This window comes from Rhodoferax sp. U11-2br (assembly GCF_018619435.1).
In the GTDB taxonomy this organism is placed as follows: Bacteria; Pseudomonadota; Gammaproteobacteria; order Burkholderiales; family Burkholderiaceae_C; genus Rhodoferax.
Window position 1 is genome coordinate 141,035 of the sequence record NZ_JAHFZF010000001.1, and the last position, 24,448, is coordinate 165,482.

The window sequence follows — 24,448 nt, forward strand, 5'->3', positions numbered from 1 at the left end:
TATATAAGGGCTAGATGCCAATTTGTTCACAGATTCAGCCACCCTGCCCTGCCAAGACACAATTCACAGGAACATCCATGAAAAACATACTCAGACCCGCTTTGGTGCTGTTTGTTGCGCTCTCTCTTTTGACAGGTATCGCCTACCCCTTGCTGGTCACCGGTTTGGCCAAAAACCTGTTTCCGGCCCAGGCCCACGGCAGCCTCATCCTGCGTGACGGCCAGGTCGTGGGTTCAACGCTGATCGGGCAGCACTTCACCACCCCAGCCTATTTCTGGGGCCGCCCGTCTGCCACCAGCCCCATGGCCAACAATGCCGCTGCCTCGGGTGGTTCCAACCTGGGGCCAATGAACCCGGCCCTGGTGGACGCTGTCAAAGCCCGGGTGGCGGCGCTGCGTGCGGCTGACCCCACCAACACAGCAGCGGTTCCGGTGGACCTGGTCACCGCATCTGCCAGTGGGCTGGACCCCCACATCAGTCCAGCCGCCGCACAGTACCAACTGGACCGTGTTGCCAAGGCGCGACAACTGCCCACCCAAGTGGTGCAGGGCCTGATCGACCAGGCCACACAGCGCCCGCTGCTGGGCCTGCTGGGTGAACCAGTGGTCAACGTCCTGCAACTGAATGTCGCGCTTGATGCACACTCTGGACATGCCCCTCTCAACTGACACCAGACCCGACCCCGATGCGCTGTTGGCGCAGCTGCGCGAGGAGGAGCAGACGGTCAAGCGCGGCACATTGCGCATCTACTTTGGCGCCAGCGCCGGGGTGGGCAAGACCTATGCTTTGCTCGGTGCGGCGCGCCAGGCGCAGCAGGCCGGGCACAAGGTCTTGGTGGGTGTGGTGGAAACCCATGGCCGTCAGGAAACCATGGCCTTGTTGACCGATCTGAAGCTGTTGCCCTTGCGCAAGCTGCCCTACCGGGGTCAAGTGCTGCTGGAATTGGACCTGGATGCTGCTCTGGCCGCCAAGCCTGACATCTTGCTGGTGGACGAGCTGGCGCACAGCAATGCCCCCGGCTCGCGGCACCCGAAACGCTGGCAGGATGTGCAGGAGCTGCTGGATGCAGGTATCAACGTCTGGAGTGCACTCAATGTGCAACATCTGGAGAGCCTGAACGGCACCGTGGGGGCCATCACCGGCGTGCGGGTCAACGAGACGGTGCCCGACACCGTGCTGGATGACGCCGATGAACTGGTGCTGGTGGATGTCACCGCCGAGGAATTGCTGGCCAGATTGAAGGCTGGCAAGGTTTACATTCCCCAGCAAGCGCAGCGGGCCAGCCAGAACTTCTTTCGCAAAGGCAATTTGATCGCCTTGCGCGAAATCGCCCTGCGCCGCACCGCCGAACACGTGGGTGACGATGTGCGCACCTACCGCACACGCCACACCCAGAAAACCCTCAGCAGCCAGACCAGCGGCACACCGGCCTGGAACACTTCAGGTGCGATGCTGGTGTGTGTTGGGCCACAAGCGGGTGCCGAACACGCGGTGCGCAGCGCTGCCCGTTTGGCGGGCCAGCTCAATGTGCGCTGGTTTGCTGCCTATGTGGAAACCCCGGCCTTGCAACGGCGCCCGGCGCCCGAGCGTGATCGGGTGTTGACCGTGCTCAAACTGGCCGAGGAACTCGGTGCCAGCACCGCCGTCCTGACCGGTGAGGACGAGGCCCAGGCTTTGATGGCCCATGCACAGGGTTTGAACTGCGCCACCCTGGTGCTGGGTCGACCCAGCAGCTCGCTCTGGCAGCACCTGCGCAGGACATGGCGCCCAACATTGGCGCGTCAGTTGGCCAACCTGGCCCCGGGCATCGATCTGATCGAGGTCGGAGCCGCAGAGAGTGTGCGCAAATTGCCACCGGCCTTGCCACGCCCCGCGCAGGACGATGCACCCGACAGCAGCTGGGCACAGAGTGCGCCACGTTATGCCTGGGCGGCGGGCATGTGTCTGCTCACCACCTTGTTGGCCTTGCCCTTGGCGCGTTTGTTTGACCTGGCCAACATCGTCATGTTGTTCCTGCTCTGTGTGGTGCTGGTAGCGGTCAAGCTGGGCCGGGGGCCGTCGATGCTGGCGGCGGTGTTGTCGGTGGCGGTGTTTGATTTCTTTTTTGTGCAGCCGCGTTTCTCGTTTGCGGTGACCGACATCCAGTACCTGATGACCTTCCTCGTGATGCTGGTGGTGGGCCTGCTGATTGGCCGTTTGACCGCCAACCTGCGTTTTGCCGCGCAGGTGGCGGCCAGCCGTGAACAACGTGCCCAGGCGCTGTTTGAGTTAACGCGTGATTTGTCTGGCGCTTTGCTCACCTCCCAAGTGGTGGAGAGTGCCGAGAGTCTGGTGCGCCGTGTATTTGGTGGGGAGGTGCGGGTGTTGTTGCCGGACGCCAACGACCAGCTGGATGTAGCTGCCGATTTGCCCGAGACGCTGGACACCAGCGTGGCTGACTGGGCCTTTCGCCATGGGCAGCGCGCCGGTGCCGCCACCGCCACCTTGCCTGGCAGTCCCTGGCATTTTGTGCCCTTGCTGGCCCCCATGCGCACGCGCGGTGTGCTGGCCGTGCGGGTGCCCAAACCCCGTTGGTTGCTGATTCCCGAACAGATCCAGCAGCTGGAGACGATGGCCCGCCAGATCGCCATCGCGCTGGAGCGGGTGCATTATGTGGAGGTGGCCCAGGCGGCCGTGGTGCAGATGGAGTCGGAGCGGCTGCGCAACACCTTGCTGGCGGCCATGTCGCACGACATCCGCACCCCCTTGACCGCCCTGGTCGGGCAAGCCGAGGTGTTGGCGACCTCGACCCCCTTGACACCCGAGCAGCGCAGTTCAGCCCAGAGCATCGGTGAAGAAGCACGCGAACTGAGTTCCCTGGTCACCAACATGCTGGAGATGGCCCGCCTGGAGAGTGGCCAGGTCGAGTTACGCAAAGACTGGCAGTCGGTGGAGGAAATTGTGGGCAGCGCCATCCGCTCAGCCCGTCATGCGCTGGGGGAGCTGCAGGTGCGCACCGAGTTGCCGTTGGACCTGCCCCTGGTGGCCTTTGATGCCCACCTGATCGAACGTGTGTTGGTCAACCTACTGGAAAACGCCGCCAAATACGGTGTGCGTTCCCCGCCAGCCAAACCCGCCATACACATCAGCGCCAGCGTCACACCCAACACGCTGGTGGTCAGTGTGCGTGATTTTGGCCCGGGCCTGCCGCACCACGTGAAAGGCCGGGAAGATGAGCTGTTTGCCAAATTCACACGCGGCCACCATGAGTCGTCCACCCGCGGGGTGGGCCTGGGGCTGGCGATCTGCAAAGCTATCATCGACGCCCATCGCGGCAAGATCAGCGCGGCGCAAGCGGCTGACGCCGGTGCCATCTTCAGCTTCAGCCTGCCCAGAAACTCACCACCCGAAGTGTCATGACCCAGCCCGTCGTCATCCTGATCGAAGACGAAATCCAGATCCGCCGTTTTGTGCGTGCCGCGCTGGAGGCCGAAGGCTGGCAAGTGTTTGAGGCCGACACCGCCCGGCGGGGGCTGGCCGATGCCGGCACACGCAAGCCGGATCTGCTGATCGTCGACCTGGGCCTGCCCGATGGCGACGGCCTGGACCTGATCCGCGATGTGCGCGGCTGGACCCATGTGCCGATCATTGTGCTGTCAGCCCGCAGCAACGAGGCCGACAAAATTGCTGCGCTGGACGCCGGTGCCGACGATTACTTGACCAAACCCTTTGGTCTGGGGGAACTGATGGCGCGGGTGCGTGCCAACCTGCGCCGACCCAGGACCGTGTCAGCCGAAGCACCTGGTGACACCGACACCTCGGCCAGCCCGGTGTTTGTGTTTGGTGAGGTGGAGGTGAACCGGGTGGAGCGGGTGGTGCGCCGCGCCGGGGTGGAGGTGCATCTGACACCCCTCGAATACCGCCTGCTCACCGTGCTGATTGCCAATGTCGGGCGCGTGATCACCCACAAACAGCTGCTGCGCGACGTGTGGGGCCCGTCCCATGCCGAGCAGAGCCACTACCTGCGCATTTACATGGGCCATCTGCGGCAAAAGCTCGAAGCCGACCCGGCCCAGCCCCAACATTTACTGACCGAAACCGGGGTGGGTTACCGCTTGCTCTGTGAGGCTTAAGACGCAGCGTTCAGCACCGTCCCACCCGCCGAGCGATCAGCGCGGGCGACGCGACGGTTTGGCGCGGCTGGTGCCGGTATCGCGTGGCGGCAGACCGGTGTGCTGGGTCAGCATCCGGCCTTTGACCGGTTTGGCAGCAACGGCGCTCTGAGGTTTGGCGCCCGACGGTGTCGAGTTCTTTTTGCGGGCACTCTGGTAACCATCGTCCCCCAGCGGCTGCCAGGTCGGGATCAGGTGGTGTTTGCCGTTGCCAATCAGATCTGAACGTCCCATGGCCTTCAAAGCCTCGCGCAATAAGGGCCAGTTGCTCGCATCGTGATAGCGTAGGAAGGCCTTATGTAGACGCCTGCGTTTTTCACCACGCACCACGTCGACGGTGTCGTCGTCACTTTGCACCTCACGGCGCACACCCCGCAGCGGGTTGCGCCCGGTGTGGTACATCGTGGTGGCGGTGGCCATCGGGCTAGGGTAGAAGGTTTGCACCTGGTCGGCGCGGAAACCGTGTTTTTTGAGCCAGATCGCCAAGTTCATCATGTCTTCATCGGTGGTGCCGGGGTGGGCAGCGATGAAGTACGGGATCAGGAACTGCTTTTTGCCTGCCTCGGCGGTGAATTTGTCAAACAGCGTCTTGAACTTGTCGTAGGTGCCAATGCCCGGCTTCATCATCTTCGACAGTGGGCCTTGCTCGGTGTGTTCGGGCGCGATTTTCAGGTAACCACCGACATGGTGCTGCACCAGTTCTTTGACGTACTCGGGGCTCAAGACCGCCAGGTCGTAGCGCACGCCCGAGCCAATCAGGATTTTTTTGATGCCCTTGAGCGCACGGCCACGGCGGTAAATCTGCACCAGCGGATGGTGGTCGGTGCCGAGGTTCTGGCAGACGCCCGGATATACACAACTGGGTTTGCGGCAGGCGGCTTCGATCTCGGGGCTTTTGCAGCCCAGCCGGTACATGTTGGCCGTGGGGCCACCCAGGTCGGAGATGGTGCCGGTGAACCCTTTGACCTTGTCACGGATGTCTTCGATCTCTTTGATGATCGAGTCTTCCGAGCGGCTCTGGATGATGCGGCCTTCGTGCTCGGTGATCGAGCAAAAGGTGCAGCCGCCAAAACAGCCGCGCATGATGTTGACGGAAAAGCGGATCATCTCCCAGGCCGGGATCTTGGTGGCGCCGTCATGGCTGCCGTTCTCGTCCGCATAACTCGGGTGTGGTGCCCGCGCGTACGGCAGGTCAAACACATAGTCCATCTCGGCCGTGGTGAGCGGAATCGGCGGCGGGTTGATCCAAACGTCGCGCGCCGTGGCACCTTCACCATGCGCCTGCACCAGAGCGCGGGCGTTGCCGGGGTTGGTTTCCAAATGCAGCACGCGGTTAGCGTGGGCGTACAGCACCGGGTCGGCCTTGACCTGCTCGTAGCTGGGCAGCCGGATCACGGATCGGTCACGCGGAGGCAGTTTGAGCTTGCCGCTGGGCAGCGCGGGGTTGACGTAAAAGGTCAGCGGCTGGGCGGCAGCGGTGGCCACTGGACTGTTTGAGGAAAACTGACCTTCAGCCCTTGTATCTTCAGGGCCGGCAGCTACTGAATCTGTAACACCTTGCCCGTCTTCCTTGGCGCAGCTGCTGCCCTGCCCTGCAGCCTGTTCGCTGGTGGTCTGGTACGGGTTGATGTGGGACTCGATGCGACCGGGCTCATCCACGCTGGTGGAGTTGATCTCGAACCAGCCCAGGCGGCTGTCGTCATCGGGTCGGCGCACAAAGGCGGTGCCGCGCACATCGGTGATTTTTTCGATGGGTTCACGTGCCGCCAGGCGGTGCGCCACCTCGACCAAAGCGCGTTCGGCGTTGCCGTACAGCAGCAGATCACATTTGGCGTCCACCACGATGCTGCGCCGGACCTTGTCGCTCCAATAATCATAGTGCGCGATGCGCCGCAGGCTGCCTTCAATGCCGCCCAGAATGATCGGCACGTCCTTGAACGCCTCGCGGCAGCGCTGGCTGTAGACAATGGCCGCGCGGTCCGGGCGCTTGCCACCCACGTCACCGGGGGTGTAGGCGTCGTCGGTGCGGATCTTGCGGTCCGCCGTGTAGCGGTTGATCATGCTGTCCATGTTGCCCGCGGTCACGCCCCAGAACAGGTTGGGTTTGCCCAAGGCCCGGAACGGTTCTGCACTTTGCCAATCCGGCTGGGCGATGATGCCAACGCGAAACCCTTGCGCCTCCAACATGCGACCAATCACCGCCATGCCAAAACTCGGGTGGTCCACATACGCGTCACCCGTCACCAGCACGATGTCGCAGCTGTCCCAGCCCAGTTTGTCCATCTCGGCGCGGCTCATCGGCAAATGCGGGGCCGTACCAAAACGTGCCGCCCAGAACTTGCGGTAACTGGTCAGCGGCTTGGCGGCACGCGGAAAAAAAGACACGTCGACAGGGGCGTTCATGCACACTTCAGGGGATTGGGAAGCGCCCGAGTGTAAGGTTTTGGGCTTGTCAACACGGCCATCAGGGCCTGAGACCCAAGGCGCGCTAGGCGCACGACCGCGACAAGGTGGCGGAAACCCGCTGGCCGGTCAGCGGCTGGCGGTGCCGATCACGCCGTATTCCACCGGCACCTTGGTGTAAAACAGGCGGACATTTTCCTGCGCCAACAACGCAAACAGCGCGCTGACCTCAAGCTCAGACAGGGCAAACGTGACCTCGACCGGTTGGTCAGCCAGTTCAAAAAAATGGGCTGAATGCAGGCGCCGGTCATGACCCAGTCCTTCCGACGCAGCCAGCACGGTGCCACCGGCAATGCCCAGATCACGCGCCGCCTTGATCAGCCAGTCGGCCAGCGGCAAGCCGTGGTTGCGGCGGTCCTGCTGGGTGAAGAATGTGACTTGGTAACCGTTCATCAGAAATTCCCCGGTAGATGGCAGGCTTCAGGACAGCGCCGCCACCGTGGCCATGCCAAGGAACGTCATGGCCAGTGAACCCAGTACATGGGTGCTGATCGTGGCAAAAGCCCAGAACAGGTTGCCCTGCTGCAACTGTGTCACCACCTCGGCGGAAAAGGTCGAAAACGTCGTCAGCCCGCCCAGAAAACCGGTGATCACCAGCAATCGCCATTGTGGTGAGAGCTCGGTGTGCAGCGCAAAGTAGGACAGGGCCACCCCAATCAGATACCCCCCCACCAAGTTGGCCACCAGGGTACCCGGTGGCAAGGACGGCCACAGGCTGTTGAGCCGGGTGCTGATCAGCCAGCGCAGCACCGCGCCGAATGCCGCGCCCAGACTGATCGGAAGAATTGACGTCATCAACACAGCCACCCCATGAGCCCCCAAAAGCCGCCCATCTTACCTGCGGTCAAGCCTTGCATCGATGCGCCCAGTTCTGGTATGGTAGATAGGTGTGTGACACCAATCCGCAACAAAACGTGGTGACGTCTGGCTCAGCACATTGATCGACACATGACACGGTTGAGTTACATTTCTACCAAGGGATCATCACACCCGCGAAGAGGTTGGATCATGAGATTTACATACCAGCAACGCACGTTGTATGGTCCAGGATAGGCAAAATTTCGATGTCAACGACAAATACAAACTCCTTTGGTTCTTTACGTTTATCACACCGCATGATGCTGGCCTTCGGGCTGATCCTGCTGATCCTGCTGTTTCTGACAGGTATTGCCATGCAGCGTGTCCAGACCATGGGCAGTGCACTGGATGCTGCAGCTGGCACAGGTGCACAACGCAGCCAGGCGGTCAGGGGTATTGAGCGCAGTGTCAGCAATTTCGGCACAAGCCTGCGCATGATTGGCACCTCCATGGAGAATGCCAACGCCAAAGGACTCGCCCAGCTGGCCGGCATCCAAAAAAACTTCAGTGACAGCGCAACCAAGGCGCGCGCCATGATCTCCGACCCCGCAGGCATTGCATTGCTTGATGACGTTGAAAAGCGCAGCGCTGCCATGCAGGAATTGGTGAAGCAAGCAACCCAGGAGGGCGGGGACCGTGGCCAGGATGCTGTGGGTTTTAACATCCGTCTGATGTTCATTTCGGACTTGCCCAAGTGGACTGCCCTGCTGGAGGAATGGAAAGTCAGCTCCGAGCGGTTGACCGCCTGGGACGAAGAGCAAAGCCTCTTGACCGCCCAGAGTTCTGCAGGGCTCAGTACCTCCACCCATCTGATTTTGCTGACGGGCGCGGCCATTGCGCTCGTGCTCGCTGCCAGCCTGGGCTGGTGGATCACCCATAACGTCACACAAGGTGTGGAACAGGCGGTGCAAGCTGCCAGACGCATGGCCGACCACGACTTGTCTGAGCCCGTGCTCTCAGTGCGTCGCGACGAAATCGGGCAGTTGCTGATGGCGTTGGAAGATTTGCGTGTGAAGCAGGGTGAGCTGGCCTATGACGTTGTGCAAAGCTCGCGCTCCATCATGCAAGGCGCCAATGAGATCTCCCAGGGCAGCACACAGCTGGGTTCACGCACTGAAGACACCGCCAGCAATTTGCAGCGTGCCGCCCATGCCATGCGGACCTTGGTGAGCTCGGTCGAACAGACCACAGAATCTGCCCGCAACGCCAACCGGCTTGCCGACTCGGCCCGCAACGATGCGGCACAAGGTGAACAGGTGGTCTCAGGGGCGGTTGCCATCATGGCCAGTGTGAATGCCGCCTCGCGTCAAATCGCCGAGATCATCGGCCTGATCGACGGCGTCTCGTTCCAAACCAACATCTTGGCGCTCAATGCGGCGGTAGAGGCTGCGCGCGCGGGGGAACAAGGACGCGGTTTTGCGGTGGTCGCCACCGAAGTGCGCCAACTCGCCAGCCGCAGTGCGGTGGCCGCCAAAGACATCCGGGCTTTGATCCAGGACTCTCAGGCCAAAGTGGAACAAGGCTCACAACAGGTGGTCATCGCCGGTGATTCCACCCACAAGATCAGTGAATCCATCGGCCAAGTGTCTCAAATGATGGGCGTGATCCACCACGATGCGGCCACCCAGCTGCAAACCATCACCGAAACCCGTGAAGCCATGCAAGGGCTGGAGGATCTGGCTCAGCAGAACGCTGCCATGGCCGAAGAGGCCAGCGCTGCAGCGATTTCACTCACTGAGCAGGCCACCCGCCTGCTGGCTCTGGTTGAGAAATACAAGCTGCCCCCCATGACGCATGCCAGCAGCTTGGACGTTCCCAGGATTGCCTACTGAGAGTAAGACTGGGTTGCGCGCTATGCAGCCTGCTCGTCGTGCTGACGAAGCAGGCTTACCAAGAGGTCTGACAGCTTGAGAATCTCCTGACAAGGACATCCTGACGCCAACGCTGGCGTCAGCCGTCCAGGATGGCAACATGTTCCACTTTTTACCTGCCCCGCTGATCGGTATCTTGGCCAGCATCCTGATGCTGCTCAACATCCTGTTGTGGGTTCCGATTTTGCTGGGCGCGTCCGTCATCAAACTGCTGCTGCCCTTCAAGGCGGTACGGCTGCTGATTGACCCGCTGTTGCTGCGTATTGCCGAGGCCTGGATTGCGGGCAACAGCGCCTGGATGCGTCTGACGCAAAAACTCGACTGGCAGGTCAGCGGCATCCAGGACCTGAGCCCGCGCCAGTGGTACCTGGTGGTTTGCAACCACCAGAGCTGGGTCGATATTCTGGTGCTGCAGCATGTGCTGAACCGGCGCATCCCGCTGCTCAAGTTTTTCCTCAAAAAAGAGCTGATCTGGGTCCCGATCATGGGCCTGGCCTGGTGGGCGCTGGAGTTTCCGTTCATGCGCCGTCACAGCGAGGCCTATTTAAAACAGCACCCCGAAGCCCGTGGCAAGGACGCGGCCACCACCCGCAAGGCCTGCGAAAAATACGCACTGGTCCCCACCAGCGTCATGAATTTCCTGGAAGGTACCCGTTTCACACCGGCCAAACAACAGCGCCAGAAATCACCCTACCAACACCTGCTCAAGCCCAAAGCAGGTGGTGTCACTCTGGCACTGGACGCCATGGGTGAAAAATTTGGCGCGGTTCTCGACATCACCATTGTCTACCCACAGGGCCGCCCAACGTTCACCCAGTTCCTGATGGGGCGAGTGAGCCGGGTGGTGGTGCAGGCGCGTACCCTGCCTGTGCCTGAGGCCACCCCCGCACCGGGGCAAAGCCACGAGCAGGCGCTGCGCGAGACCGTTCAGCAGTGGGTCAACCAGCTCTGGGCCGACAAAGACGCGCTGATCTCCCGCATCAATGCGAACAAAAACACGCTCTAGCCCAGAAAACGCCTGCACAATGTGCTGCTGTTAATGTAGCAATCAGGTTCCCGCGCATGAACGACCTTGCCTTGTCACCCCATTTTCTGGACTTCATCCTCGTCTTCACGGTCGTGGAGTTTGTTGTGCTCGGACTGATTCACCAGCGCAGTGGCCGTGGCTTGCCGTGGCTGGACCTGGGCTTGGGTCTGGTGCCCGGTTTTCTGCTGATGCTGGCGTATCGGGTGTCGCAGCCGCAGTCCCTCAGTGGGCCGGTACTGCTGTGTCTGGCTCTGGCTGGCTTGGCCCACGGTGCAGATTTTTATCGCCGGTACCGGGCAACCCGTCGCCCCTAAGCCTGCCCTGGCCACTCACCTGTGGCACGCAACACACACCTGGTGAGCCGACCCTGACAGCAAGCAGCGTTTTCACCTCCACGCCCAAACAGCAGATTTATCATGAAGACTGGAGGCCACGGCAGCAGCCCTTAGGGGCAGCGCCCCAACTGGCCTTCGCCGAAGTGGATCACCAATCCTGTACCGGAGGGCAACATGCGACAACGTGTCTTGCAAACCTTCTCCCCCTGTCTGGCCCTGATCAGCCTGTTCAGCGTCGGCAATGCACTTGCGCTGGAATGCGGCGGCTTCAACTTTCCAAAATGCATCAATGCCTTGCGCCAGCCAGCGCAGTTCGCCGGTGGTTTTGTGCCCCAGGCGCCATTTGGTGGTTTTGGCGGGGCTGACAATTGCAAGGGCCACATCTCCCACACGCCGGTGGTGCTGGTGCACGGCAATGGCGACAGCGCCATCGGCTGGGCCTCGCCCGCACCGGAGCGCGCGGGCAAGTCGCAGCGGCCCTCGGTCTACCAGGAACTCAAGGCGCATGGTTACAACGACTGCGAGGTATTTGGCGTCACTTACCTTGACCCTGCCAAACAAGAACAGGAGTTCAGCCACACCGCCAGCAACTTCCATCAACCCAGCAAATATGAGGTGATCTGGCTGTTCATTGAGTCCGTGAAAGCCTACTCGGGCAGCACAAAAGTCGACATCGTGGGCCACTCGCTCGGTGTGTCGATGAGTCTGGCGGCACTGGATTACCACTCCGACCCAGAGAACGGCAAAAACGACAAGGCCTGGGCGTCGGTTCGCCGTTTCATCAACATTGCTGGCGGCATCCACGGCTTGAACTCCTGCATCTGGGGTATTTACGCCGCATCAACCTGCCAGGCCGAGCGCAGCGGCCAGGCCGGTGCTTTTTACGAGTTTGGTTTCTACCCAGATTTTCCTTGGTGGGGTGGCCGCAACCGCTGGACGGCGGTCCAGGGTGAGCACAGCCTGCGACACGCACCACAGCGACACCCCGACGTCAGCTTCTACACCATCAGCGCTGGCCCACAGGACGACATCCACTGCCCGCTGACACTGCCACCCTTTGCGGCGCCCGTGAAATGCACAAGCGGCCCTTTGTTTGAGGCGTCAAGCAATGTGCGGGCACAGCTCAATCTGGGTGCCGATCCTGCGTCCCCCACACCCTCATGGGTCGACTCGGTCGACCAGGACATCAAACAACTGGTCCCGCGAGATCTAGGCGGTGTCGGCCACTTTGGCGCGCGCAACTACGCTGGCCCACTCATCACGCAGATGCTCAGCACCGACTGCAAAGGCACCGCTTGCAAGGGCAACTATGTCGGCAAAGTCCAGGTGGCCAAGCCCTGACGCGCCAGCAGTCACAGTTCAGCGCTGATGCTTGAACATCTTGGCCCTGAAACTCTCGGGAATACCCATGCTTCGGGGCCCAGGCACCAGCTCAAAGCTGTCGCCCGCCTGCAGGCTGCCCGGCTCTTGCACCGCCAGATAAAAACCGCAGCACCCGTTTTGCGCCATGGTTTTGGCGGCGGTGTTGAAGCCCATGGCCGCATTGAACTTGTAACAGGGCTCGCGTGGTTTGGTCACACGCAGCACACAGTTGGCAAACAACAGCAGATCACCGACCCACACATCAGACTCCAGCAGACCTGAGAGCGTCAGGTTTTCACCCATGCTGCCCCACGGCAAAGTCTCATCAATCCCGGTGAGCCCCGCCGCCTGGCGCGCGGCCTGCCACAGCGGGTAATGCTCTGACGGGTAGGCATACACCGCCTTGTCCAGCCCGCCGTGCACCGACAAGTCGGCCTGCTCATCGCCCGATACACCCAATGGCAACACCGGCAGCGGGCCCGCCACGGGTTGTTTGTGGATCGCCGTCATCACGGTTCGGCCGTTGATCAAGACGCGCCGGGCGCTGCCGGTCTGGAGGCTGATGACTTGGGGCATGTTGAGGCTGGATGTAAAAAAGAGGTGTGGAGCCCGCCATGATGGCGGGCCCATGCTGCGGCGGTTCAATCGCCGACAATTGTGACCCATCCCACCCCCTTGCCCGACCATGCTAGCTCTCCTCCTGCGTGCGATTTACCTGTTTCAACTGCTGTGTGGTGCCGTGCTGGGCAGCTGGCTGGCCATCGAGGCAACCCAGCAAAGCGGTGGCGCCTTGTCCCTGATTTGGCTGCCCTTGACCATGCTGTGCCTCCCGTTGCTGCTACAGTTTTTGGTGATCCTGTCCTCCCTCATCCAGTCGCGTACAGGGGGGCCAGCGGCACTGTGGTGGCGGGTGTTGTGGGCCGAATACATCTCGGCAGTGCTGGTTTTCATGCTGCGCCAACCCTGGCCACGCCGCCCCAACGGGGTGCAGATGCCGTTGGCCACGCCCCCTGGCGAACTAGGCGCTGGCGCCGTGCCCGTGGTGCTGGTGCATGGTTACCTGTGTAACCACCGCGTCTGGGATGACATGACGCTGGCCTTGCGCCAGGCCGGGCATACGGTGCTGGCTGTGGACCTGGAGCCGCTGTTTGGTTCCATCGATGGCTACGCAGCGGTGATTGAGGCTGCGGTCCAGCATCTGCAGGCCGAGACCGGTGCGCCGCAGGTGGCGTTGGTGGGCCACAGCATGGGCGGGCTGGCCATCCGGGCCTGGCTGCGCACCCAGAACACGGCGCAGCTGGGCCGTGTGGCGCGCATCCTCACACTGGGCACACCCCACCAGGGCACACGTATCCCGCAGCCGGTGGCCACCCCCAACGGCGTGCAGATGCACTGGCACAGCCCCTGGATTCAGGCCTTGCAAACCAGCGAGGGAGCTGCGCAACACGCCCTGATGCACATTGCCTTGAACCTCAACGACAACATCTGTTTTCCACAAGCCGCGCAGGTGCTGCCCGGCGTGGCAGTCACCGAGTTCAGCGGCATCGGTCACCTGGAAATGTGCCGCCACCCACATGTGATCAACTGGACCTGCAAGCAGCTGAGCAAGCAGGCGCTCGAGGGAGTGACAGCGTGAGGGGCATGACCAACTATTCGGACATGAAGGACGGCGACCTCGCCCTGCTGGGTCGCTCGCGCCCGCTGTCCCTGAGCCAGCTGTTCTGGGCCTTCACCTGGCTGTCGCTGCAGGGTTTTGGCGGTGTGCTGGCGGTGGTGCAGCGTGAACTGGTGGACAAACGGCGCTGGCTGAGCCGCGAGGAATTTGTCGAGGAATGGGCGGTGGCGCAGGTGCTGCCAGGTGCCAATGTGGTCAATCTGTCGCTGATGCTGGGGGATCGGTATTTTGGCTGGCGCGGCGGGCTGACAGCCCTGGCCGGGCTGCTGTGTTTTCCGCTGCTGATGGTGCTGGTGGTGGCGGTGGTGTTTGCCGGTGTCTCAGACCTGCCCCAGGTGCAAGGAGCGCTGCGTGGCATGAGTGCGGTGGCTGCAGGCATGATTGCCGCCGTGGGCCTGAAGCTGCTGCCGTCTTTGAAGACAAATGTGCTTCCAGCTCTTATGCAATGGGGGGTAATAGCTCTTACTTTTGTAGCCATTGCGGTGCTGCGGATGCGCCTGATCTGGGTGCTTCTGCTGCTGGGAGGCCTGGGTGCGCTGTGGGCATACCGGTTGCTGGCCCGACCCCGCCCAGCCCAAGCTGAACCGGACCCGGACTCGGGCTCACAGCCAGCCCACACGGGAGATGCACCATGATCATCACCATGACGGCGGCCGACTGGTTGCTGCTGCTGACCCATTTTTTGTCGCTCTCGCTGCTGGCCATTGGTGGTGCGGTCAGCACCCTGCCCGACATGCACCGCATGTTGGTGAACGATCAGCATTGGTTGCTCGACAGCCAGTTCAACGCCTCGGTGGCGTTGGCGCAGGCCGCGCCCGGCCCGAACGTGTTGTTTGTGGCGCTGCTGGGCTGGAACGTAGGGCTCAACGCCAGTGGTGCAGCAGCGGGCAGCCAGCTGGCCTGGGCCTATGGTCTGGCAGGCATGGCACTGGCCATGCTGGGAGTGCTGCTGCCCAGCACCACACTCACGCTGATGGCCTCGCGCTGGGCCCACCACAACCGCGATCTGCGCGCGGTACGGGCCTTCAAACAAGGCATGGCGCCGGTGGTGGTGGGGCTGCTGCTGGCCACTGGCGCGATCCTGGCCCTGAATCCGGGCAACACGCCAGACCATTGGCCGCTGTGGCTGCTGTCCGCCAGCTGTGCGTTGTTGGTCTGGCGCACCAAACTGCATTTGTTGTGGCTGCTGGGTGCAGGTGCCCTGCTGGGCTGGTGGGGCCTGGTCTAACATCCGGCCATGACCCAGCCGCGCTCTTCGTCAAAGTATCTAGCAACCCAGGCGCAGCCGCCTGGGGCCGGGGCAGCATCACCGATCAACACCTCCACCCGCTGGCTGGTGGGCATCACGCTGCTGTGCCTGCTGCTGGTGTTTGGGCTGCGCGCTTATTTTGACCACCTGGAAACGCAGATCCGTGAGCGGGGTGACAACGAGCGGGCACGCCTGATGGTGGGTGAGGAGATTGTGCGCAGCAGCAGCCAGGTCGAGAAAGAGTTTTACCGGCTCGCCATCACACCCGATGAAGCGGGTGTGGCCGACACCCTCAACCACATCGACCAGCATCTGGACGAGCTGTTGCACAACCTGGATGTGCTGCAAAACGGCGGCCGCACCCAGCGTTTGGCCCTCGATATGCCGGGTGAAATGACGCACCAGACCACGTTCCAGCCTGAGCCCGGCAGCCAGCCGATGACCGAGGCGCTGGCCAGCTTGCGGCCGCAGATCAACCAGATCCGCGAACGCACCAATGCACTGCTACCGCTGCTGTCGATGCGCTGGCTGGCGTTAAACGCCGGTCGCTCCGCCGAATTTCTGGGCACCGAAAAAGTGCTGGCGGCTGAACTCAAACAGATTTCCCCGCAGTTCGAGCGCATCAACGTCGGTGCCAACCAGCTGCTCAAAGAGGGTGACCTGCGCCTGCGCACCCTGCAGGTCGATCTGGTGCGGCAAAGCCAGCAACTGCGGCAGATGGAAACCAGCTTGATTGCCCTGGTGGTGGTGCTGGGCGGCGCGCTGGTGCTGCTGTTCATGCGCCGTCTGGCCCATGCGCTGAAAGACACCCACCGTGCCCGCAAGGAAACCGACGAGCAACGCGCACAGAACGCGGCCATTCTGGACACCCTGGCCGACGGTGTGTACACCACCGATCTGGACGGCAACATCACCTACGTCAATGCCGCCGCCGTTCGTCTCCTGGGCTGGCCTGCGGCCGACCTGTTGGGCCAGAATGCCCATGCTGCACTGCATCACACCCGGCCCGATGGTTCAGCCTACCCGGCCTCAGAGTGCCCGCTGTACGCCGCGCTGACACAAGGCAACACCTTGCACGGGGAAGACCACCTGGTGCACCGTGACGGTCATGTGATCCCGGTGTCTTTTGGCGCCAGACCCCTGCAACTCAAAGGCCAGCTGGCTGGCTCCCTGCTGTCGTTCCAGGACATCACCGAGCGGCTGGCGGCACGCTCACAGCTGCGGCTGCAGCAAGCCGCGCTGGACGCGGCCGCCAATGCCATCGTGATTGCCAACCGCGCCGGGGTGATCAACTACGTCAACCCGGCTTTCACCCAGATCACCGGCTACAGCGCGCTTGAGGCCATCGGCCAACCCACCAGCATGCTGCGCTCCGGCATGCATGATGAAGCCTTCTACAACCACATGTGGCAGACCCTGCTCAGCGGCAAACCATGGGAGGGTGAGCTGAGCAACCGCCGCAAAAATGGTGCGCTTTACCCGGAACAGATGACGGTGACGCCCATCACCGACAACGGTCAGATCACCCACTTTGTCGCGATCAAACGCGACATCTCCGACGAGGTCCATACCCGCACCCAGCTCAAGCTGATCGAGTCGGCGATTGGCGAGACCAACCAGGGCATCCACATCATGGATGCCACGCCCCACCCCGAAGGCCCGCTGATCCTGTATGTGAATGCGGGTTTTTGCCGCATCACCGGGTATTCAGCACAGCAATGTATCGGCAGGCGCCTGAGTTTTCTGCGCAGCCCGGACAACACCGAAGCCGAGCTCGAACCCATCCGCCAAGCCATCAACCTGGGCCTGAGCCTGACCCAGGAGGTGAACTACCAGCGCCAGGACGGCACCAGTTATGTGGGTGAGTTACACCTGTCACCGGTGCACAATGAGCAGGCGCAGGTCAGCCATTTCATCGGTGTGTTGACCGACATCGGGCTGCGCAAGCAAGCCGAGGCCGCGCTGCGCGAGGCGCGTGACCAGGCGCTGGAAAACTCCCGGCTCAAAAGTGAGTTCCTCTCCACCATGAGCCACGAGATCCGCACCCCGATGAACGGCATCGTTGGCATGACCGAGCTGCTGCTCGACACCCCGCTCGATGATGAGCAGCGCGACTTCACCGGCATGTTGCGTGAGTCGGCCCAGGCGCTGATGGACATCATCAACGACATCCTGGACTTCTCGAAAATCGAGGCCGGCAAACTCGACATCGAACTCACCAGCTTCGACCTGAGCCAGGTGTTGACCAATTCTGTGGAGATGCTCGGCATCAAGGCACGGGAAAAGTCCCTCAGCTTGTCCTGCCAGATCGACCCCGGCCTGCCGCCACGGCTGCTGGGTGACCCGACCCGGCTGCGCCAGATTGTGCTCAACCTGGTGGGCAACGGCATCAAGTTCACCGAGTCTGGCAGCGTGACCCTGACAGCCCGGCCGGTCCACAACAACGACGCCCAGCAGCTGCGCATCGAGGTCACCGACACCGGCATCGGCATCAGCCCAAGTACCCAGGCCAGGTTGTTCCAATCTTTCACCCAGGCCGACAGCTCCACCACCCGCAAATACGGCGGCACCGGCCTGGGCCTGGCCATCTGCAAACGCCTGGTGGAACTGATGGGCGGCGAGATTGGTGTCAACAGCCAACTCGGCCAGGGCGCGACCTTCTGGTTCAGCCTGCCGCTGTTGACGCTGGACCCAGTCAACCCACACGAGTTGCCGCAGTTTGTTGACTCGCAGCTGTTCATTCCCAGCACGGACGCAGCCTCTGAGTTGGACCAGCCACCCACAGAGACCCCAAGCACGCCCCCGCACCTGCTGCTGGCCGAGGACAACCTGGTCAACCAGCGTGTGGCCAAGCTGCTACTCAGCAAGCTGGGCTACCCGCTCGACATCGTGGACAACGGCCAGCTGGCCGTGCAGGCACTGACCCAGTCTATGGCGGGCAGCGGCCCACGTTATGCCGCCGTGCTGATGGACTGCCAGATGCCGTTGATGGACGGTTTTGAGGCCACTGCAGCGATCCGCAGCTTGCAGGCCGACGGGCTGCCTCGCCTGCCCATCATCGCGATGACCGCCAATGCCATTCAGGGTGACCGCGAACGCTGCCTGGCCGCTGGCATGGACGATTACATGAGCAAACCGATCCAGCCCGAGCAGCTGCGCCGTGTGCTGGAACAATGGGTCGGTCCGGCACTCGCACCCGCCAGCCTGCCCCAACCCCAGGTTTGATGCCAAATCACCCTCAAGCCCAATCAATACAAGGACAGTATGCTATGAAAAAATTACTCTTATCGGTCCTACTTGGCTGCACCACACTGGCGACCAGCGCCGAAACCATTGGTGATGTCAGCACCACCTTCAAGCTGCTCAGCCCCAACGACAAGGTGGTGGTGGATGTGTTTGATGACCCGGTGGTGGACGGTGTGTCGTGTTATTTGTCGCACGCCAAAACCGGCGGTTACGCCGGTGCCCTGGGTTTGGCTGAGGACACCTCGGACGCCGCTGTGGCTTGCCGCCAGGTCGGTCCGATCAGCTTCAAGGAGAAAGTGGACAAACAGGACGAGGTGTTCAACGCCCGCTCGTCCTTCCTCTTCAAACACGTGCGCGTGGTGCGTATGGTGGATGTCAAGCGCAACACGCTGGTGTATCTGGTGTACTCCGACAAGATCATTGACGGCAGCCCCAAAAACAGCGTGACGGCGGTGCCGGTGCCAGCTAACCAGCCGATCCCGGTCAAATAATTTTTACAAGGCAAATTGGCCGCTAGCCCTTATACAGAAAGGGCTGGTAGCTATCAATAAAACAGTGTTCTGCTCAGGCTGAGCGCTGGCGCAGCGCCTCATACAGGCAAACGCCGCTGGCCACCGAGACGTTCAGGCTCTCGACCGCACCACGCATCGGGATGCTGACCAGCTCATCGCAGGTCTTGGCGGTCAACGCCCGCATGCCGTCACCTTCGGCGCCCAGCACCAGCGCCACCGGGCCTTTGAAATCGGTCTGGTACAGGGTGCGCGGTGCCACGTCGCTGGTGCCGATGATCCAGATGTTGCGCTCTTTCAGTTCGTTCAAAGTGCGCGCCAGATTGGTCACCATGAAATACGGCACGGTTTCGGCCGCACCGCTGGCCACCTTGGCCACGGTGGCATTGATGCCGGCCGCGTGGTCCTTGGGCGCAATCACCGCATGCACACCAGCACCATCGGCCACACGCAGACAGGCGCCCAGGTTGTGCGGGTCGGTGACACCATCGAGCACCAAAATCAGCGGCTGTTCACGCTCGGCCACGGGTTTGTCGAGGTTCGCAGCTTCCAGTTGCTCCAGCAACTCGTCGAGCGAAGTCACCTGCGCCAGCTCATGCACACGCGCGGCCACACCCTGGTGGCCATGGCTGCCAGCCAGCTTGGCCAGGCGCATGCCGTCGGCCTCGATCAGGCGCACACCGGCTTCATTGACCTTGTCGATGAACTGGCGCATGCGGGCGTCGCGCCGGGTCGGCTCAAAATAGATTTCGACGATGGATTGCGGCGCGGTTTTCAGGCGCACGCCCACGGCATGGAAGCCGAACAGAACTTTGGGGGTAGACATGGCGCCATTATCGCTGGCACACACCGGCTGGCTAGCCGCCTGGGCACACCACCCGGGGTGACCTACTTGCCGTTGAACTGCTGGTCCAGCCAGTCGTAGGCAGCGTCCTGCGTGCTGGCGAGGAACTCGTGTGTTCCGGGCAGCAAACGCGCGTCGAAGTTGCGCTCTGCCTTCCAGGCTCCCCACACCTTGCGCATCTTGTCAAAGGAGGCGTTGACCGAGTCGACAGGGAACAGCCCGTCCTTCTCCCCCGCAAAGAACAACGCGGGTTTGGGGGCGGCAAGGCTGGCAACGTCGGGGAAGTCGAGGTAGCGTTGCATGCCCGGATGCAGCATGTTCCAGGCCGATGAGCCTTTGAGCTGGTTGTTGCCCGGCACCATCAGGCCCTGCGTGGTGGCCATCCAGTTGACGGCGATGCTGGCGGTGACGGCGTCCGACAACGAGGCGGCTTGCCAGGCACGGAAAGCGCCCATCGAGAAACCGATGGCTGCGACCTTTTTCTTGTCAACGCCCGGCTGTGCGGCGAGGAACTCGGCAGCGCGTGTGTCTTCAAGCGCCATGATGCCAGCCAGCGAGGTGCCGATGTTGAAACTGTTGGCAGCCACGGCCTGCTGGGTCTCAAAGGTCAGTGCGGCGCGGTCGCCCCAGCCCAGCGCATCGGTCGCCAGGACAACATAACCACGTTTGGCCAGCTCGTCGCCGGGAAATCTCTCGCTGAAGAACTTTATTGCCCAGGCCTTGGAGGATTCCAGGCGCGCATCGTTGTTCCAGGTCTGGATCAATTTTTCCTTGCCAATGTCGAACTTCGAACCGTGGTCATGCAGCATCAGCGCGGCAGGGAAAGGACCGCTGCCTTTGGGCACCAGCAGCAAGGCCTGAACACGGCTCTCTGCCGTGATGTTGAAGACCATCTTGCGGGCCAGGTAGCTGCCACGATCCTGTTCGTCCAGCACAACAGCGTTGAACGGCGTTTTGTCGGGCGACTGCAGGGTGAGCTCCCACATCTTGTCGCGACCGGCCTGGCGCCATGCGGCAAGGTCCTTGACCTGCGGGGTCCAGGCCAGCTTGAAGTCGAGCTTGGCCTTGATGGCCTCAAAAAAAGCCGGCATGTTGTTCTGGATGCCGACGGTCTGGAAGTCGGTATCTGCGGCCGACGAGGGGGAAACAAACCCCATCGACAGCACACTGCAGAGCAGAAAACGACGGATGGAAGGCTTAGGCATGGGCACGAACGTGTCTCCTTTTGTGGTTGTGACCGATAACATGCCTCTACCATACCCCATGGGCGGCGTGTGTTGTCCTAGCCGCCTGCCCCCAAGTGGTCATGTTCTGGCGTTACAGTCCTGTGGTGAGCTCTACATCGACACCCCTTCATACCCATTCCCACCACGGCAACCTTCGCAGCATTTCCGCGATGCTGGTGGCTGTGGGCTTTTTTGCTTTCATGGACACCATCTTGAAAGTGCTGTCCACCCATTACCCGGCCCTGCAGGTCGCCGCGTTGCGCGGCTGGGTGGCGCTGCCGCTGATCCTGGTCTGGATCCAGTGGCGTGGCAGCTGGCACACGCTGCTGCGCATCCGCTGGCCGCTGCACCTGCTGCGCGGTGTGTTGGGCATTTGTATGCTGAGCCTGTTCACCTTCGGCGTCAAACAGCTGCCCTTGGCCAATGCCTACACCTTGTTTTTTATCGCCCCGATTCTGATCACCTTGCTGGCGGCCCCGGTCCTGCGCGAGAAAGTGCCACGTGCGCACTGGTGGTCGGTGCTGGCTGGCATGGTGGGTGTGGTGGTCGCATTGCGTCCGGGCACCGACGGGCTGGTGAGCTGGGGCGGGCTGGCGGTGTTAGCAGCCGCCGTGTGTTACGCGGTGGCGGCGGTGGCGGCGCGGCTATCCAGCCGCACCGACTCCAACGAGAGCATGATGTTGTGGATCATGGTGATGGTGGCGCTGGGCGCCGGGGCGTTGGCGGCACCGAACTGGGTCACTATCCGCACGGACGACCTCTGGCTGCTCACGGCGCTTGCGCTGGCCGGTTTTGGTGGCCAGCTGGCCATCACCGAGGCCTTTCGGCATGGTCAGGCCTCGGCCGTGGCGCCGTTTGAATACACGGCTCTGGCCTGGGGCCTGGGTGTGGACTGGCTGATCTGGGACACCCTGCCCGACCACTACACCCTGCTGGGTGGTGCCATCATCATCGCCAGCGGTCTGTATGTGGTGCGGCATGAACGCAAAGCCGCTGCCGTGTTGATTGAGCGGCCCTGATCTGGCCCAGCGGGGCATGCCACTCGCCTGCGCCACCCCATTTTGGAAAGAGGGTATGAACAACACCTTGCACAAGCTGCTGCGCCAAGCCAGCCAACTGACCCAATCCGGCCGCCTGGCAGAAGCCACTGCGGCCATCCAGCGCCTGTTACACGGCCGACAGCCCGGGGCCGCGCTCACACCCAGCGCCAGCCCGGCTGCCGCACCCGATGTGCGCGATGGCGGTGTGATTGAGGTCAACACCGCTGGCACGGCCAAGCTCAGCCAGGGCGAATTCATCAGCGGCAGCCACAGCCACCAGCAGTTGACCCGCCGCTACAAACTCTACGTGCCACCCGGACACCTTGGCAAAACCCTGCCCCTGGTGGTGATGCTGCATGGCTGCAAACAAAACCCGGACGACTTTGCCGCAGGCACCGGCATGAACCAGTGCGCCCAGGCCCTGGGCCTTTTTGTGCTGTACCCCGAGCAGGCCGCTGATGCCAACCCGTCTGCCTGCTGGAACTGGTTCCAACACCAGCACCAGCAACGCGGCGCCGGTGAACCCGCCCTGATCGCCAGCCTGACACAGGCCATCACCCAGCAATACAACATCGATGCCCAACGTGTGTATGTGGCCGGGCTGTCGGCCGGTGGCGCCATGGCGGCGGTGCTGGCAGTGGCCTACCCGGATATTTTTGCCGCTGTCGGTGTGCATTCGGGCCTGCCAGCGGGCGCGGCAAGCAACGTGGCGCAAGCGCTGATGGTCATGAAACGTGGTCGCACATCGGACACACCTGCCATCAGCCTGCCCACCATCGTGTTTCATGGGGATGCCGACAGCACCGTGCACCCCCACAATGGTGAACAACTGGTGGCCAGTGCCCGGGGTCGGGTCCCAGGCCAGCCCCAGCTGGAACACGGGCTCAGTGCCCAGGGTCAGGCCTACACCCGCTCCATCTGGCCCGCCCAGCCCGGCCGGGCGGCGGTGGAATACTGGCAGTTACATGGCGCCGGGCATGCCTGGTCAGGCGGGCGCGCAGAGGGCTCGTTCACCAACCCACAAGGTGTGGACGCCAGCGCCGAGATGCTGCGCTTTTTCTTGAGCCAGCGGCGAGGGAGCTAGGATCAGAATTTGGGGATACGGATGCGGCTCACCATCAGCGAGCCCGACACCGCAAACATCAGCACCAAGGGGTGCAAAGTGAAGCCCGCAATGCTGACACTGCCAAACCACAGCGCCTGGTGCAAGGCGCCCTGCGAGGCAGCCAGCCCCAGCACCCCCACCAGCAGCAAAGACGTCGGGATGGGTGTGCCCTCAAAATATTTGACCTTGCCTTGGCCATCTTGTGAAAAGGCCTCGGCCGTCACGTTGTAGCGCGCCAGGCGCGACACCCCACAGGCCACAAAAGCGGTCAGGATGACACGGTCATACAGACCCTGCATGCCACAACCATAGGCAATCAAGGCGGGCGCCACCCCAAACGAGATCACGTCGGCCAAAGAGTCGAGCTCACGGCCGAGCACCGAGGTTTTTTGCCGCCAACGGGCAATACGGCCGTCCAGCACATCAAAAATGAAGGCCGCCAGCACCAGCCAGCAGGCGTAGTAGACGTGGGTCACCAGACCGGTTTGCAGGTAGGTCATGATCGAAAACATGGCCCCGGTGCCACAAATCGCGTTGCCCAGCGTGAACCAGTCGGCCAGCGTGAACTCGCGAATCATCTGAAAAGGTTTTTTGGGATCGTTGGTACTCATACCCGGAGGTTAACCCACTCTGACCACCCGCTGACCAAACCCTCGATGCAAACCATCAAGTCGGCGGCAGGTTCTCGACCACTTTTTTGCCCATGCTCACACGTGGTTCAAGCTCATAACCCAGCGCCTCGTAAAAAGACGCCATCGAGGCATTGCCCGCAATGATCTGCAGGTTGATCTTCAGGCAGCCACGGGCGGTGAGCGCCTGTTCGGCATACCGCACCAGCGCCTTGCCCAGCCCCTGCTGGCGGTGCTCGGGATGCACTGCCACCGCATACAACCAGCCCCGGTGACCGTCGTAACCGGCGAGCACCGTCCCGATCACGGTGTCATCTGCCACCGCCACAAAAAACAGGCCGTCCGGCGCCGCCAGCTTCTTGTCAATCGCCAGACCCGGCTTGTTGTGGCTGTCTTCGTAACCAAAAACGGTTTCCCACAAAGCAATCACCTGGCGGCGGTGGGCCGTGTCGTTGTACTCGATGATGGTGTGCATGGTCGTTCAAGGCATGTGATGAGGCTAAACATTATCACCATCGGACCATGCTCTTGACCAGATCAACACCCCATAAATCATCACACCAAGGCTGATGGCAGGCAGCCGATACAACCAGCGTACACGGCGCGAGAGATGGTCACCCAACCGTTGAAAATCGGTCAGCGACACGTCCAGTCCTGCTGCAAAAAAATACGACATCACCAAACAAGCCAGCCCGAGGGTCATCAAGGCAAGGCCATAACGCATGTCCAACAGTCTGAAATCGCCCCAAAGCCAATCCCAGACAAACAGGATACCGCCACACATCATGGCCATGGCCCACCATGAGACCGAGGTGAAGTAACCGACAGCAGCCATGATGCCAAACGGCACCACGTAAG

The 24,448-nt window shown here is 62.0% G+C and carries 23 protein-coding genes; 14 read left to right on the forward strand and 9 right to left on the reverse strand.

The features are described from left to right. Positions 1 to 77: 77 nt before the first annotated feature. From kdpC to kdpE, 3 genes are read left to right on the forward strand one after another with little or no spacing between them, the layout of a single operon-like run. Positions 78 to 668, forward strand: a complete 591-nt coding sequence (gene kdpC, locus KKO72_RS00670) for a potassium-transporting ATPase subunit KdpC (protein ID WP_214934362.1) — start codon at positions 78 to 80, stop codon at positions 666 to 668. Further along, a complete protein-coding gene (locus KKO72_RS00675) occupies positions 652 to 3,399 on the forward strand; it encodes a DUF4118 domain-containing protein (RefSeq protein WP_214934365.1) in 2,748 nt (915 codons plus the stop codon). The genes kdpC and KKO72_RS00675 overlap by 17 nt, the downstream gene beginning before the upstream one ends. After that, positions 3,396 to 4,112 (forward strand): two-component system response regulator KdpE, encoded by a 717-nt coding sequence (gene kdpE / locus KKO72_RS00680; RefSeq protein ID WP_214934367.1) that lies wholly within the window; start codon positions 3,396 to 3,398, stop codon positions 4,110 to 4,112. The genes KKO72_RS00675 and kdpE overlap by 4 nt, the downstream gene beginning before the upstream one ends. Positions 4,113 to 4,148: 36 nt before the next feature. On the opposite strand, the gene KKO72_RS00685 is transcribed toward kdpE, so the two are convergent. The 3 genes from KKO72_RS00685 to crcB all read right to left on the reverse strand — a co-directional run bounded on the left by KKO72_RS00685 (position 4,149) and on the right by crcB (position 7,412). Then, complete coding sequence (locus KKO72_RS00685; RefSeq protein WP_214934370.1) at positions 4,149 to 6,554, reverse strand: YgiQ family radical SAM protein; 2,406 nt, start codon at positions 6,552 to 6,554, stop codon at positions 4,149 to 4,151. Positions 6,555 to 6,683: 129 nt separating this feature from the next. Beyond that, on the reverse strand, positions 6,684 to 7,007 hold the full coding sequence (locus KKO72_RS00690) for a DUF190 domain-containing protein (protein ID WP_214934373.1): 324 nt from the start codon (positions 7,005 to 7,007) through the stop codon (positions 6,684 to 6,686). 27 nt (positions 7,008 to 7,034) lie between these two features. Further along, positions 7,035 to 7,412 (reverse strand): fluoride efflux transporter CrcB, encoded by a 378-nt coding sequence (gene crcB, locus KKO72_RS00695; protein WP_371736797.1) that lies wholly within the window; start codon positions 7,410 to 7,412, stop codon positions 7,035 to 7,037. Positions 7,413 to 7,729: 317 nt separating this feature from the next. Here crcB and KKO72_RS00700 point away from each other — a divergent pair, with 317 nt between their 5' ends. From KKO72_RS00700 to KKO72_RS00715, 4 genes are all read left to right on the forward strand, one after another. After that, on the forward strand, positions 7,730 to 9,304 hold the full coding sequence (locus tag KKO72_RS00700; RefSeq protein ID WP_214934378.1) for a methyl-accepting chemotaxis protein: 1,575 nt from the start codon (positions 7,730 to 7,732) through the stop codon (positions 9,302 to 9,304). 139 nt (positions 9,305 to 9,443) lie between these two features. Continuing rightward, complete coding sequence (locus KKO72_RS00705) at positions 9,444 to 10,349, forward strand: acyltransferase (protein ID WP_214934381.1); 906 nt, start codon at positions 9,444 to 9,446, stop codon at positions 10,347 to 10,349. 56 nt (positions 10,350 to 10,405) lie between these two features. Then, positions 10,406 to 10,684 carry a hypothetical protein gene (locus tag KKO72_RS00710; RefSeq protein ID WP_214934384.1) on the forward strand — a complete coding sequence of 93 codons (279 nt, stop codon included), beginning with the start codon at positions 10,406 to 10,408 and terminating at the stop codon, positions 10,682 to 10,684. 195 nt (positions 10,685 to 10,879) lie between these two features. Beyond that, the gene (locus tag KKO72_RS00715; RefSeq protein ID WP_214934387.1) at positions 10,880 to 12,046 is read left to right on the forward strand and encodes a hypothetical protein; all 1,167 of its coding nucleotides are present in this window, start codon (positions 10,880 to 10,882) and stop codon (positions 12,044 to 12,046) included. Between the two features lie 18 nt (positions 12,047 to 12,064). On the opposite strand, the gene KKO72_RS00720 is transcribed toward KKO72_RS00715, so the two are convergent. After that, entirely contained in the window at positions 12,065 to 12,643 is a 579-nt protein-coding gene (locus tag KKO72_RS00720; RefSeq protein ID WP_214934390.1) for an MOSC domain-containing protein, read from the reverse strand. A gap of 109 nt (positions 12,644 to 12,752) precedes the next feature. On the opposite strand from KKO72_RS00720, the gene KKO72_RS00725 reads away from it, so the two are divergent. From KKO72_RS00725 to KKO72_RS00745, 5 genes are read left to right on the forward strand one after another with little or no spacing between them, the layout of a single operon-like run. Then, positions 12,753 to 13,703, forward strand: coding sequence for a triacylglycerol lipase (locus KKO72_RS00725; RefSeq protein WP_214934393.1), 951 nt, complete (start codon positions 12,753 to 12,755; stop codon positions 13,701 to 13,703). Positions 13,704 to 13,708: 5 nt separating this feature from the next. Beyond that, positions 13,709 to 14,377, forward strand: a complete 669-nt coding sequence (locus KKO72_RS00730) for a chromate transporter (protein ID WP_251140381.1) — start codon at positions 13,709 to 13,711, stop codon at positions 14,375 to 14,377. Continuing rightward, positions 14,374 to 14,970, forward strand: a complete 597-nt coding sequence (locus KKO72_RS00735) for a chromate transporter (RefSeq protein WP_214934396.1) — start codon at positions 14,374 to 14,376, stop codon at positions 14,968 to 14,970. Before KKO72_RS00730 ends, KKO72_RS00735 begins: the two co-directional genes overlap by 4 nt. A 9-nt stretch (positions 14,971 to 14,979) precedes the next feature. Then, positions 14,980 to 18,216 (forward strand): PAS domain-containing hybrid sensor histidine kinase/response regulator, encoded by a 3,237-nt coding sequence (locus tag KKO72_RS00740; protein ID WP_214934398.1) that lies wholly within the window; start codon positions 14,980 to 14,982, stop codon positions 18,214 to 18,216. Positions 18,217 to 18,260: 44 nt separating this feature from the next. Next, on the forward strand, positions 18,261 to 18,728 hold the full coding sequence (locus KKO72_RS00745; protein WP_214934401.1) for a CreA family protein: 468 nt from the start codon (positions 18,261 to 18,263) through the stop codon (positions 18,726 to 18,728). Between the two features lie 73 nt (positions 18,729 to 18,801). On the opposite strand, the gene rlmB is transcribed toward KKO72_RS00745, so the two are convergent. Together rlmB and KKO72_RS00755 are read right to left on the reverse strand one after the other, a co-directional pair. Further along, on the reverse strand, positions 18,802 to 19,572 hold the full coding sequence (rlmB, locus tag KKO72_RS00750; protein WP_214934406.1) for a 23S rRNA (guanosine(2251)-2'-O)-methyltransferase RlmB: 771 nt from the start codon (positions 19,570 to 19,572) through the stop codon (positions 18,802 to 18,804). 62 nt (positions 19,573 to 19,634) lie between these two features. Next, positions 19,635 to 20,795, reverse strand: coding sequence for a dienelactone hydrolase family protein (locus tag KKO72_RS00755; protein WP_214934409.1), 1,161 nt, complete (start codon positions 20,793 to 20,795; stop codon positions 19,635 to 19,637). Between the two features lie 191 nt (positions 20,796 to 20,986). On the opposite strand from KKO72_RS00755, the gene KKO72_RS00760 reads away from it, so the two are divergent. Continuing rightward, positions 20,987 to 21,835 carry a DMT family transporter gene (locus KKO72_RS00760; protein ID WP_214934413.1) on the forward strand — a complete coding sequence of 283 codons (849 nt, stop codon included), beginning with the start codon at positions 20,987 to 20,989 and terminating at the stop codon, positions 21,833 to 21,835. A gap of 55 nt (positions 21,836 to 21,890) precedes the next feature. Further along, positions 21,891 to 22,940, forward strand: coding sequence for a PHB depolymerase family esterase (locus tag KKO72_RS00765; RefSeq protein WP_214934416.1), 1,050 nt, complete (start codon positions 21,891 to 21,893; stop codon positions 22,938 to 22,940). A gap of 2 nt (positions 22,941 to 22,942) precedes the next feature. Here KKO72_RS00765 and pssA read toward each other — a convergent pair whose 3' ends face one another. The 3 genes from pssA to KKO72_RS00780 are packed head-to-tail and all read right to left on the reverse strand — an operon-like array spanning position 22,943 to position 24,425. Further along, on the reverse strand, positions 22,943 to 23,572 hold the full coding sequence (pssA, locus tag KKO72_RS00770) for a CDP-diacylglycerol--serine O-phosphatidyltransferase (protein ID WP_214934419.1): 630 nt from the start codon (positions 23,570 to 23,572) through the stop codon (positions 22,943 to 22,945). Between the two features lie 55 nt (positions 23,573 to 23,627). After that, complete coding sequence (locus KKO72_RS00775; RefSeq protein WP_214934422.1) at positions 23,628 to 24,065, reverse strand: GNAT family acetyltransferase; 438 nt, start codon at positions 24,063 to 24,065, stop codon at positions 23,628 to 23,630. Positions 24,066 to 24,089: 24 nt separating this feature from the next. Beyond that, positions 24,090 to 24,425, reverse strand: a complete 336-nt coding sequence (locus KKO72_RS00780; RefSeq protein ID WP_214934425.1) for a hypothetical protein — start codon at positions 24,423 to 24,425, stop codon at positions 24,090 to 24,092. Positions 24,426 to 24,448: the final 23 nt, after the last annotated feature.